Consider the following 12,013-nt stretch of genomic DNA (forward strand, 5'->3'; position numbering starts at 1 on the left):
GTCACGTTGCGGTGAAATTCTGCCATTGCAGCCGCAGGTAAGGTCGCAATAGGGGAGGGCACTGCATTTCACGACGCGGTTCGATTCGGGCTGGGATCATCACCATGTGGCAAACTCTCCTGACCCCTGTCGATCTCTATTGCGAGCGGACCGGTTCTGGACTTTGGGCCGAGCCGACGAATGCTTTGACCAACCTTGATTTCATTGGGGATCAACCCGATGGTCTGCGCCGAGCTTTCAGCTCGGGACGCATTTCCTCTGGCACATGCTGAACAGCCTGATGCTGGCCGGGCTGCTGGCGGCGGCAGCGCGGTTTGGGGCGCCCACAGCGAGGGCAGTAGGGCAGTAGGGCAGTAGGGCAGTAGTAGTAGGGCAGTAGGTGGGGTCCTTCCCCTACTCCCTTACTGCCTACTGCCTTACTGCCTACTGCCTTATTCCCTTGCCGCTACGCGGCTAGATCGCGCAGCACGTATTGCAAAATGCCGCCATTCTTGAAGTAGTCGAGCTCGTCCAGCGTATCGATGCGGCAGATGATCGGCACGTTCTTCACCGTGCCGTCGCCATAGGTGATCTTGGCGGACATCGTCTGGCGCGGCTTGATGGTGCTCAGTCCGTCGATCTCGATCTGCTCGTCGCCCTTGAGGTTCAGGGAAGCCCACGACGTGCCTTCCTTGAAGACGAAGGGGATGACGCCCATGCCGACCAGGTTCGAGCGATGGATGCGCTCGAAGGACTGGGCGATGACCGCGCGGACACCAAGGAGATTCGTTCCCTTGGCCGCCCAGTCGCGCGACGAGCCGTTGCCGTATTCGACGCCGGCAAAGATGACCAGCGGCACGCCGTCCTTCTTGTACTCCATCGCCGCGTCATAGATCGATTCCTCTTCCTTCGACGGGTAATGGATGGTGTAGCCGCCCTCGCGGCCGTTCTCGCCCAGCATGTGGTTGCGGATGCGGATGTTGGCGAAGGTGCCGCGCATCATCACCTCATGATTGCCGCGCCGCGTGCCGTACTGGTTGAAGTCGGCAACGCCGACGCCATGGTCGGTGAGGTATTTGCCAGCCGGGGAGGCCGCCTTGATCGAACCCGCCGGCGAGATGTGGTCGGTGGTGATCTTGTCGCCGAACAGGCCGAGCACGCGGGCGCCCTTGATGTCGCCGATCTTGCCGAAGCCTGATGTCATGCCGGCGAAATAGGGCGGGTTCTGCACATAGGTCGAGTTGTCGTCCCAGGCATAGGTCTGGCCTTCCGGCGCCTTGACGTTCTGCCAGTACTCATCGCCCTTGAAGACGTCGGCATATTTGCGGGCGAACAGCTCGCGCGTGACGTTCTTCTCGATGAACTCCTGGATCTCGACCGAGCTCGGCCAGATGTCCTTGAGGTAGACCGGGTTGCCGTTCTTGTCCTCGCCAAGCGGCTCTGTCGTGAGGTCCTTGGTGACGGTGCCGGCCAACGCGTGCGCCACGACCAGCGGCGGCGACGCCAGGTAGTTCGCCTGCACGTCGGGCGAGACGCGGCCTTCGAAGTTGCGGTTGCCGGAAAGCACCGCGGCAGCGATCAGGCCTTTGTCGTTGATGGTCTTCGAGATCGGCGCCGGCAGCGGGCCGGAATTGCCGATGCAGGTGGTGCAGCCGAAGCCGACCAGGTTGAAGCCGATCTGGTCGAGTTCCTTCTGCAGGCCGGATTTCTCGAGATATTCGGCGACCACCTGGCTGCCGGGCGCCAGCGAGGTCTTCACCCATGGCTTCTGCTTGAGGCCGAGGCGGTTGGCATTGCGGGCGAGCAGGCCGGCACCGATCAGCACGCTTGGGTTCGAGGTGTTGGTGCACGAGGTGATGGCGGCGATGACGACATCGCCATGGCCGAGGTCATGGCCGGTGCCTTCGACGGCGTAGCGCTTCGAGATTTCGGCCGCCTTCTTGTATTCGGTGTCCATCGCCTTGGCGAAGCCGGCGGGAATGCCTTCCAATGCCACGCGGCCTTCGGGCCGCTTGGGACCGGCCATCGACGGCACGACATCACTGAGATCGAGCTCGAGCAGGTCGGTGAAGACCGGATCGGCCGAGCCTGTTTCGCGCCACATGCCTTGCGCTTTGGAATAGGCTTCCACGAGCGCGATGCGGCTTTCCTCGCGGCCGGACATTGTGAGGTAGCGGATGGTTTCCGAATCAACCGGGAAGAAGCCGCAGGTGGCGCCATATTCCGGCGCCATGTTGCCGATGGTGGCGCGGTCGGCCAGCGTCATGTTGGACAGGCCCGGGCCGAAGAACTCGACGAACTTGCCGACGACACCCTTCTTGCGCAGCATCTGGGTGACGGTGAGCACGAGGTCGGTGGCGGTGACGCCTTCCCTAAGCTTGCCGGTGAGGCGGAAGCCGATCACTTCGGGCAGAAGCATGGAGACGGGCTGGCCGAGCATGGCCGCCTCGGCTTCGATGCCGCCGACGCCCCAGCCGAGCACGCCAAGGCCGTTGATCATGGTGGTGTGCGAATCGGTGCCGACGCAGGTGTCGGGGTAAGCGGTGGTTTCGCCGTCCTCGGTGTTGGTCCACACCACCTGGCCGAGATATTCGAGGTTGACCTGATGGCAGATGCCGGTGCCGGGCGGCACGACGCGGAAGTTGCGGAACGCCTGCTGGCCCCATTTCAGGAACTTGTAGCGTTCCTCGTTGCGCTCATATTCGAGCTCGACATTGCGCGCGAAGGCCATCGGCGTGCCGAATTCATCGACGATGACGGAGTGGTCGATGACGAGGTCGACAGGCACCAGCGGATTGATCTTCTGTGGATCACCGCCGAGCGAAGCCATGGCATCGCGCATGGCGGCGAGGTCGACCACGGCGGGAACGCCGGTGAAATCCTGCATCAGCACGCGGGCCGGACGATAGGCGATCTCGACGCCTGCGGTGCCCTTGTCGGTCAACCAGCCGGCGACCGCCTGGATCGAATCCTTGGTGACGGAGCGGCCGTCTTCGTTGCGCAGCAGGTTTTCCAGCAGCACCTTCATCGAATAGGGCAGCTGGGCGATGCCGGTGAGGCCGTTCTTCTCGGCCTCGACGAGGTCGAAATAGACGTACTCGGAGCCGCCCGCGCTCAGTGTGCTGCGGCAATTGAAACTATCGAGGGATTTTGACACGTGCGATCCGTCCTTGTCTGTTCAGCCTGAAAGGGAACGGACGCCGATGGCATGCAATCACGCGCAAAGGTGCGGGTACGGCCATTTCCGCTGTCCGTTCCCAGCCAACCCGAGCCGTTCAAGGCGGCGCGTGCGCTGGTTCGGCGCTAATTCTGTTCCCGTGCCGACCGCTGGCACGGATGCATCGCATATAGAGAATTTTCTGGAATAGTTCTAGACAGTCGAAAAAGCAAATTTGTGCGATGCGGCAGCGCTCGCGAAACATTGTTTTCAGGGCAGGCGAGGGATGCGGCTTATCGCCGAAAATCTGGGCGGCGAACGCGGCGGCGAGACGGTGTTTTCCGGCATTGGCTTTGCGCTGGATCGAGGCCAGGCGCTGGTCGTTACCGGGCCGAACGGATCAGGCAAATCGACCTTGCTCAGGATCATCGCGAGTCTGCTGCCGGTGGCGGAGGGCAGCGTGCTGCTCGAGGGCGGCGGCGAGGCGTTTCCATCGATTGCCTCGGCCTGCCACTATCTCGGCCACCAGAACGCGATGAAGACGGCGCTCAGCGTGGTGGAAAACCTGCGGTTCTGGCGCGACTTCAATGGCGGCGGAGAGATCGGCGTCGAAGAAGCGCTGGAGACGGTCGGGCTGGGCGGCATCGGCCATCTGCCGTTCGGCTATCTCTCGACCGGCCAGCGGCGCCGCGCCGCGATCGCCAAGCTCCTGGTCAGCCACCGGCCGCTGTGGCTGCTGGATGAGCCGACGGCGGGGCTGGACAGCGCTTCGGAGGCGCGGTTTGCGGGACTGATGGGGAGGCATTGTGCGGCGGGCGGGATGATTGTTGCGGCGACGCATCTGCCACTGGGGCTGGAGGGGGCGCAGGCGTTGGTGATGGGGCAGGCCTTTTGATGACGGCACTCTACGGCGCCCCCCTCTGTCCTGCCGGACATCTCCCCCTCAAGGGGCGAGATTGGCAGCTTCGGCATCGCACCATTCTTTCAGCGGTTGTAATTGGCGAAGACCGAAGTGACATCCGATCTCCCCCCTTGAGGGGGAGATGTCCGGCAGGACAGAGGGGGGTGCCTGGGCGAAGGCATCTCACATCATGCTAGCCCTCCTCCTCCGCGACATCCGGCTCAACATCCGCGCCGGCGGCGGCGCGCTGACCGGCGTCATCTTCTTTCTCGCCGTTATCGCCACTATCCCCTTCGGCGTCGGGCCCGACCTCAAGCTGCTTTCCCGCATCGGCCCGGCGATCCTGTGGATCGGCGCGCTGCTCTCCTGCCTGCTTGGGCTCGACCGGCTGTTCCAGGCCGACCGCGAGGACGGCTCGCTCGATCTGCTGGTGCTCGGCAACGACCGGCACATGCTGGCCTTGACGGTGCTGGTGAAATGCCTGGCGCATTGGGCTGGCAGCGTGCTGCCGTTGGTCATCGCCGCGCCCTTGCTCGGCCTGTTCATGAACATGGAGCCGCTCAGCATCGGCGCCACGGCGCTGACGCTGCTGGTCGGCACGCCGGCGATCACCTTCATCGGCGCTGCCGGTGCCGCGGTGGCGGTGGCGCTGCCGCGCGGCGGGCTCTTGATCTCGGTGCTGGTGCTGCCGCTCACCATACCGGTGCTGATCTTCGGCGTCTCGGCGAGCTACGGCGCGACGGCCAATCCCGATCCTTTCCTGCAGCCCTTCCTCATTCTTGCCGCGCTGACGCTGTTTCTTAGCGTGCTGGGGCCGGTCTCGGCGGCGCTGGCGCTGCGCCACGGTACGGATTGACCGGCGTCAGTCGCCGGAGGTGTGATGTCAAGGACTGCGGCGCGGCGGCCAATTGCGAAGCCGCCGCCGCGGGGCTAAGGGAAGGCATGGTCGAGCAAGGCGGACGGTTGGAAAGAGACGTGGCGACGGAGCGCTCCGCATGAGTGCGCATGCGCTTTACGTGACCGCGGCCTATGCCATCACCGCCATCGTGCTGGCTGGGCTGATCGGCTGGATCGTGCTCGACCAGCGGGCACGCAAGCGCGAGCTCGCAGAACTCGAAGCGACCGGCGTGCGGCGTCGTTCCGACAAGGTCGCCAAACCATGAGCACAGGGACGGAAACGCCGACGCCCAGTCGCCGCCTGTTCGTGCTCTTGCCGCTGCTGGTCTTTCTCGGCCTGGCGGGGCTGTTCCTGTCGCAGCTGTTGTCGGGGCGCGATATCTCGGAAGTGCCTTCGGCGCTGATCGGCCTGCCGGCGCCGCCGACCAACCTGCCGGCGCTGGAGGGGTCAAACCTGCCGGGGCTCGATTCAAAGGCGTTCGCCGGCAAGGTCACGCTGGTCAACGTGTTCGCATCGTGGTGCGCGCCGTGCCGCGAAGAGCACCCGGTGCTGCTGGCACTGGCGCAGGACAAGCGATTCACCATGGCGGCGCTGAACTACAAGGACCAGCCGGAAAACGCCCGCCGGTTCCTCGGCGATCTCGGCAATCCGTTCCAGGCGATCGGCGTCGACGAAGCCGGTCGCACGGCGATCGACTGGGGTGTCTATGGCGTGCCGGAGACCTTCGTCGTCGGCAAGGACGGCAAGATCGCCTACAAGCATGTCGGCCCGCTGACGGCGGAGTCGGCGCGGGATTTGTTGCTGCCGCAGATCGAGAAAGCGCTGGCGGCGCCGAACTGACGTGGCAACCAAGGCTTCGTCATCCTAGGGCGAAGCAAGGAGCGAAGCGACGCGTCGCAAACCCTAGGTGTTTGCGCCGGGATATTTCCCAATAAATGCGGCGGTCCGATACGCGCTTATTGGCGCGCAATCACGGATCATCGCGAACAAGTTCTGCATCGCTGCGGTGCTCGAAAGTCACGGCATGGATCCTTGGGTCTTCGCTCCGCTTCGCGTCGCTACGCCCAAGGATGACGAAGGTGATAGGTCGGCCGAATACTCAGCCGTAGATCTGCTTGTGGATCTGGTACAGCATTTCCGAGCGGTCGGCGCGCATGTCGGCGAGATCGCGGCTGGAGAAGCTGTCGATTTCGGCGACGAGGCGGTTGTAGTGCTTGCGCTTGGCGATGCTGCTGCGGGCGCGGGTCATGAGATCGTTGAAGATCATAGCAAGGTTCCTTCTGTGCCGCATTTGTCGCGGCCGGTTCTTCCTCCCTTGATCGATACGGATCATGACATAGGAATGGTGCATTGCAAAAAGAAGATGTTGCAATGCACCATTGCACGCAGCGCATAGCCGGTTAATCGGATCCTAAGGCGCGTTCTTGTTGGGCGGTCGCGGGCCGGGCCCGACCGGCCGGCTGCTTCCTGTCTGTTTTGTCGTACAATTGAGAAGGCGCCGTCTTGCCATATCGATCGTAGGCTGGCTTGATCCGACATCACGTGATGCCGGGAGGAAATGCATGGCGGCCGCAGACTATTATGAAATTCTCGATCCGCGCTTCGCGCGCCTGTTCAACGGCAGCGCGCAGGTGGAGAAGCTGTTCACCGGATGCCGATGGGCGGAAGGGCCGGCCTGGTTCGCCGCCGGCCGTTATGTCGTCTGGTCCGACATTCCCAACAACCGCATGCTGCGCTACGACGAGACGGACGGGAGCGTCAGCGTCTTCCGGCAGCCCTCGGGCAATTCCAACGGCAACACCGCCGACCGGCAGGGCCGGCTGGTCACCTGCGAGCATTCGGGCCGCCGCGTCAGCCGCACCGAGCATGACGGCTCGGTCACCACGATCGCGGCCAAATGGAAGGGCAAGCGGCTGAATTCGCCCAACGATGCGGTGGTGAAGTCCGACGGCTCGATCTGGTTCACCGATCCGAGCTACGGCATCGACACAGACTATGAGGGCGACAAGGCCGAGAGCGAGATCGGCGCCTGCCACGTCTACCGGGTCGATCCCGATAGCGGTGAGGTCGAGGCCGTCATCACCGACATGGTCAGGCCGAACGGGCTCGCCTTCTCGCTCGACGAGAGCCTGCTTTACGTCGTCGATACCGGCCGCACGCATGGCGCTGAGAATCCGGCGCATATGCGAGTCTTCAACGTCGGCAAGCACGGCAAGAAGGTTTCGGGCGGCAAGATCTTCGCCGACTGCACGGCCGGCCTGTTCGATGGCTTCCGGCTCGACGCCGACGGACGCATCTGGACCAGTGCCGCCGACGGCATCCATTGCTACGATCCGGACGGGACGCTGATCGGCAAGGTCAAGGTGCCCGAGGTGACCGCCAATTGCGTGTTCGGCGGCGCCAAGCTGAACTGCCTCTACATCGCCGGCACCACCTCGCTCTATTCGGTGCGGCTGATGGTGAACGGGGCCAAGACCTATTGAGGCTGCTGGAAACTCTTCTCTGGCGGCCGTTGTTGGCGTTGCTGCGCATACAAGCAGCGCCAGCCGTGCCGCGGCTGCCATTGCCGCCGTCACGCGACTTGCCAGAGCAAATTTCGAACCAGCGTCCCGACCGTGGCCGGCAAAATTCAAGGGGAGAAAATCATGCCATTCGTCAACATCCGCATCGTCAAGGAAGTGATCGCCGCCGATCCGGCAGGCAAGAAGGCTGACATCGCCAGGAAAGTCACAGCGGCCATCATGGATGCCACCGGGCTCGGCAATGACGATGTCTGGGTGGTCTTCGAGGAGGTCAACGCCCGCGACTGGTATGTCGGCAAGACCGATGTCGAGACGCGGAGGAAGGGGTAGGGTAGAGCGCCTTGCAGCCGCAAACGCTGGAGGATAGCCAAAGCCTCCCGACTTCGTCATCCTAGGGCGAAGCAGTCGCGAAGCGACGTCGCGGAGACCCTAGGATCCATGCCGGGACTTCCGAGCGCGATAACGGTGCAATGCTGTCTGCGGCGCGGTCGGCGTTAGTATCCAACGTCAGGCTGCCCCTCTTGGACCGCTGCATTCTACGGCAAAGGTCGCGGCATGGATTCTAGGGTCTGCGCCGCGTCGCTACGCTCCTTGCTCCGCCCTAGAATGACGAAGGCGTGTTGTTGGCCGCCAAAAGATCACCGCGTGCGAATGAAATCGGCGAAGGCCTTGAGCGCGTCATGCATCGCCAGCACATTCGCCGGCTCCGCCAGGATGCTTTCCACCTCCGGCGGCTTCTTGCCAAGCAGCGCGATCTCCAGCCCGCCGTCATAAAGCGCGAACGACATGGTGCGCATGATCTCGGCCAGGGCGGCGCGGGCATAGAGCGAGCGCGGCGAGGCGTGCGCCAGCATGGCCGGCTTGGCGACGGCGGCGTCGCGCGACACCAGCCAGTCGAGCGCGTTCTTCAGCCCGCCCGGCACGCCATGGGCATATTCAGGACAGGAGACAATGACGCCGTCGGCGCTGGTGACGGCGTCGATCAGGTCGGCGGCTTCGCTTGGCGTCCGCTCGCCCTCGTCGTCCGGGTTGAAGATCGGCAAGCGGCCGAGACCGTCATAGACGGTGACGCGGCAGCCGGAAGGCGCGTTGCGCGCCAGTGCCGCGACCAGCGCCGAATTGGTGGAGGCCGCGCGCAGGCTGCCGGAAATGGCAAGGATGTTCAGCAAGGCAAGTCCGGACGAATCGTGGCCAGGGCAATTCCAGGAGGAATGTGAACTGATTTTCCGTCAGGAATTGCATTCAATAAGGAGACGGAGCGGTTCGGCGTCTGCGTGAGACGAGGAATCGCTGCGGGCAGGCTACCACATGGTCTGTTTGTAGTCGTCGTCCAGCCAGCGGTCGGTCGCCTCGGCCGAATCGGCCAATGCCAGCTGGTCGCGCAGGATCTGGCCGAGCGTCGGCAGCGTCGCGCGGTCGTACCAGCTCTCCGGCTTCCACAGATCGGAGCGCATGAAGGCCTTGGCGCAATGCATGTAGGCGGCCTTGACGGCGACGACGATGACGCTTTGGGGCTCCTTGCCGTCGACAGCCAGGCGTTCGCGCAAGCCCGCGTCGACGGTGATGCGGGCATCGCCGTTGATGCGCAGCGTCTCGTTCATGCCGGGAATAAGGAAAAGCAGCCCGACCGAAGGATTGCGCAGGATGTTCTCCAGCGTGTCCAGCCGGTTGTTGCCGGGCCGGTCAGGAATGGCGATGGTCCTGTCGTCGAGAATGGCTGCGAAGCCGGGCTTGTCACCCTTCGGCGTCACGTCGGCATTGCCGTCACCGTCGGAGGAGCCGATCAGCACGAAAGGGCTTTTGCCGATGAAGGAACGGCAATGGCCGTCCAGCGCCCTCAATTCCTTGCGGATCGAGCCGTCCGTCGGGCGCGGCGTCTTGTAGATCGTGCGCAACTCGTCGCGCGTGGTGACGAATTCCATGGCTCTCCCCCTTATCTGCCAGCCTTATCTGCCAGCCTTATTTGCCAGCCTTCTCTTCCCCGCCTGTCTTGTCGTCCAGCGAATGGCGCAGGATCAGCGGCATCTGGCTGAAAGTGAACAGAAGCGTGATCGGCATGATGCCCCAGACCTTGAAGGTAACCCAGGCGTTGGTGGAAAAATTGCGCCACACCACCTCGTTGACGACGGCCAGGAAGATAAAGAACAGACCCCAGCGGAAGGTGAGCTTACGCCAGCCTTCGGCATCGAGCCTGAAGGCGGAATCGAAGACATAGCCAAGCAGCGACCGGCCGAAGAACAGGCCGCCGAGCAGCACGCCGCCGAACAGCGTGTTGACGATGGTCGGCTTCATCTTGATGAAGATGTCGTCCTGCAGATAGAGCGTCAGCGCGCCGAAGATGAAAACGACGACGCCCGACACCATCGGCATGATCGGCAAGGTGCGCGTCAGCAGCCATGAGGCGATCAGAGCGATGGCGGTCGCGGCCATGAACAGGCCGGTGGCGACGAAGATCGGACCGCCGAATTCACCCAGGACCGGGAATTTCTGCACCAGCCATTCGCCGCGCGCATTGGCGAAGAAAAACACCATCAACGGCCCCAGTTCGAGAACGAGCTTGAGCAGGGGATTGACGCCTTCCTTCTTCTCCTTCTGCGGGTCGGACGGATCGCGTTCGAGGATGGGTGGGTTCATGATCTTCCTTCTTATACACGATCCCGGTCAGACTTCCCGGGATCATGCCGTTACGCCACGCCAGCGATCGCCCTGGCGAATTCGCTTGCCGAGAAAGGTTCGAGGTCGTCGACCTGTTCGCCGACGCCGATGAAATAGACCGGCAGTTTGTGCTTTGCCGCGATCGCCACCAGAATACCGCCGCGCGCCGTGCCGTCCAGCTTGGTCATCACCAGGCCGTTGACGCCGGCGACGTTGCGGAAGATCTCAACCTGGTTGAGCGCGTTCTGGCCGGTGGTGGCGTCGACCGTCTGCAGCACGGTGTGCGGCGCTTCGGGGTCGAGCTTGCCAAGCACGCGGACGATCTTTTCGAGTTCGGCCATCAGCTCGGTCTTGTTCTGCAGCCGGCCGGCGGTGTCGATGATCAGCACGTCGGAGCCGGCTTCTTTTGCCCGTTCGAAAGCGTCATAGGCGAGGCCGGCGGCATCGGCGCCGAGCTTGGAGGCGATGACCGGCGACTTCGTGCGCTCGCCCCAGATCTTCAGCTGTTCGATGGCAGCCGCACGGAAGGTGTCGCCGGCAGCCAGCATCACCGAAAGGCCGCCATCGGTCAGTTTTGCCGCCAGCTTGCCGATGGTGGTGGTCTTGCCGGTGCCGTTGACGCCGACCACCAGGACGACATGCGGCTTGTGCGAGAGATCGAGCTCGAGCGGCATGGCGACGGGGGTGAGCACCTTCTCCACCTCAGCCGCCATAATGGCGCGCACTTCAGTGTCGGAGACATCCTTGCCGTAGCGGCTGGAGGCCAGCGCATCGGTGACGCGCAGCGCGGTCTCCATGCCGAGATCGGCGCGGATCAGCACGTCTTCCAAATCCTGCAGCGTGTCCTCGTCCAGCTTGCGCCTGGTGAAGACGCCGGCGATGTTGCCGCTGAGTTCGCGCGACGAGCGGGCAAGCCCGTCCCTCATGCGCTGGAACCAGGAGCGCCTCGGCGTCGGCTCCGGCGCTTTCACCGGCTCTGCCTTCTGCTCGACCTTTTTGGTGACGGTCACTTTGCCGGGAGCTGGTTTGGGCTCCGGTGCAGGCGGTGGCGGGATAGGCGCTGGCTTTACCTCCCCCTCGATGGGGGAGGTCCCGAGCGCAGCTCGGGGGTGATCAGCGCCGGCGCCATCACCCCACCCCGCCGCTTCGCGTCGACCCTCCCCATCGAGGGGAGGGTGGGGCGTTGGCGCGATCTCGGGCGCGGTCGCGGCGCGAACAGGCGGCGGTTCGATGGGGGAAGGCTGGCGAATGGGCGGCGCGATTTCGGCCGCAGGTTCAGCAGAAGGTGCCGAACCCTCGGCAGGCTGCGGCTGACCGACCTCGGAGAACGGTTCCACGGAAGGCGGCACCGACGGTGGTATCTCGACAGGCGCCGGCGTCTCAATAGGGACCTCGGCAGGCGGAGCCGGCACTTCGACGGGCGCTGGCTCGGGCAGCTTTTCCGGGCGCGACGGAACAATTTCCGGCTCGGCCGGCGCCGGAGCAGGAACTTCTTGCGGCTGCGGCTCGGGAACGGACTCCGGAACCGTGGGGGGTACCGGAATTTCCTCGGGTGCCGGCGGCTCTGGGGTCTCTGGCGCGGGTGCCGGCTCCTCTTCCGGCTCGGGCTCGGGCAGCGGTTCCGGTTCGGATGGAACCGTCGGCTCGGGCGCAGGCGGGATGGTCGGAGCAGGCTCGGGTGCTGGCTCCTCAGGCGTCAGTTCCGGCGCTGGCTTTACCTCCCCCTCGATGGGGGAGGTCCCGAGCGCAGCTCGGGGGTGGGGGTGATCTGGCGCGGCTTCCCCCCCCCCCCCACCTTCCCCTCCCCCCCCCCCCCCCGAGGGGGGGTGAGGTGCTGGTTCAGGCTCCTCGCGCTCCGCAACCGCCCGGCGCTCTGCCTCGCCCCCCGGTTTCTCCCCCCC

At 64.2% G+C, this 12,013-nt stretch carries 12 protein-coding genes; 6 read left to right on the forward strand and 6 right to left on the reverse strand.

The features are described from left to right. Positions 1 to 445: 445 nt before the first annotated feature. On the reverse strand, positions 446 to 3,136 hold the full coding sequence (gene acnA, locus JT360_RS29940; RefSeq protein WP_214476516.1) for an aconitate hydratase AcnA: 2,691 nt from the start codon (positions 3,134 to 3,136) through the stop codon (positions 446 to 448). Positions 3,137 to 3,422: 286 nt separating this feature from the next. On the opposite strand from acnA, the gene ccmA reads away from it, so the two are divergent. From ccmA to JT360_RS29960, 4 genes are all read left to right on the forward strand, one after another. Beyond that, positions 3,423 to 4,031, forward strand: a complete 609-nt coding sequence (gene ccmA, locus JT360_RS29945) for a heme ABC exporter ATP-binding protein CcmA (protein ID WP_214476518.1) — start codon at positions 3,423 to 3,425, stop codon at positions 4,029 to 4,031. A gap of 196 nt (positions 4,032 to 4,227) precedes the next feature. Beyond that, positions 4,228 to 4,893 (forward strand): heme exporter protein CcmB, encoded by a 666-nt coding sequence (ccmB, locus tag JT360_RS29950; protein ID WP_214476520.1) that lies wholly within the window; start codon positions 4,228 to 4,230, stop codon positions 4,891 to 4,893. Between the two features lie 139 nt (positions 4,894 to 5,032). Continuing rightward, positions 5,033 to 5,200 (forward strand): heme exporter protein CcmD, encoded by a 168-nt coding sequence (gene ccmD, locus JT360_RS29955; protein ID WP_214476522.1) that lies wholly within the window; start codon positions 5,033 to 5,035, stop codon positions 5,198 to 5,200. Next, positions 5,197 to 5,775 (forward strand): DsbE family thiol:disulfide interchange protein, encoded by a 579-nt coding sequence (locus JT360_RS29960; RefSeq protein ID WP_214476524.1) that lies wholly within the window; start codon positions 5,197 to 5,199, stop codon positions 5,773 to 5,775. Before ccmD ends, JT360_RS29960 begins: the two co-directional genes overlap by 4 nt. A 259-nt stretch (positions 5,776 to 6,034) precedes the next feature. Here the strand turns inward: JT360_RS29960 and JT360_RS29965 are convergent, their stop codons facing one another. Next, positions 6,035 to 6,202, reverse strand: coding sequence for a hypothetical protein (locus JT360_RS29965; RefSeq protein WP_023774506.1), 168 nt, complete (start codon positions 6,200 to 6,202; stop codon positions 6,035 to 6,037). 295 nt (positions 6,203 to 6,497) lie between these two features. Here JT360_RS29965 and JT360_RS29970 point away from each other — a divergent pair, with 295 nt between their 5' ends. Further along, positions 6,498 to 7,418 (forward strand): SMP-30/gluconolactonase/LRE family protein, encoded by a 921-nt coding sequence (locus tag JT360_RS29970; protein ID WP_214476526.1) that lies wholly within the window; start codon positions 6,498 to 6,500, stop codon positions 7,416 to 7,418. A gap of 162 nt (positions 7,419 to 7,580) precedes the next feature. Next, complete coding sequence (locus tag JT360_RS29975; protein WP_140740220.1) at positions 7,581 to 7,787, forward strand: tautomerase family protein; 207 nt, start codon at positions 7,581 to 7,583, stop codon at positions 7,785 to 7,787. A 308-nt stretch (positions 7,788 to 8,095) separates the two neighbouring features. On the opposite strand, the gene JT360_RS29980 is transcribed toward JT360_RS29975, so the two are convergent. The 4 genes from JT360_RS29980 to ftsY form a co-directional block, all read right to left on the reverse strand. Continuing rightward, positions 8,096 to 8,626 carry an NADPH-dependent FMN reductase gene (locus JT360_RS29980; protein ID WP_214476528.1) on the reverse strand — a complete coding sequence of 177 codons (531 nt, stop codon included), beginning with the start codon at positions 8,624 to 8,626 and terminating at the stop codon, positions 8,096 to 8,098. A gap of 132 nt (positions 8,627 to 8,758) precedes the next feature. Next, positions 8,759 to 9,379, reverse strand: a complete 621-nt coding sequence (locus tag JT360_RS29985; protein WP_214476530.1) for a pyridoxamine 5'-phosphate oxidase family protein — start codon at positions 9,377 to 9,379, stop codon at positions 8,759 to 8,761. A gap of 37 nt (positions 9,380 to 9,416) precedes the next feature. Continuing rightward, entirely contained in the window at positions 9,417 to 10,091 is a 675-nt protein-coding gene (locus JT360_RS29990; RefSeq protein WP_214476532.1) for a septation protein A, read from the reverse strand. Between the two features lie 50 nt (positions 10,092 to 10,141). After that, on the reverse strand, positions 10,142 to 11,572 hold the full coding sequence (gene ftsY / locus JT360_RS29995; RefSeq protein ID WP_502845497.1) for a signal recognition particle-docking protein FtsY: 1,431 nt from the start codon (positions 11,570 to 11,572) through the stop codon (positions 10,142 to 10,144). Positions 11,573 to 12,013: the final 441 nt, after the last annotated feature.

Source organism: Mesorhizobium sp. dw_380 (genome assembly GCF_018588885.1).
Classification (GTDB): domain Bacteria; phylum Pseudomonadota; class Alphaproteobacteria; order Rhizobiales; family Rhizobiaceae; genus Mesorhizobium.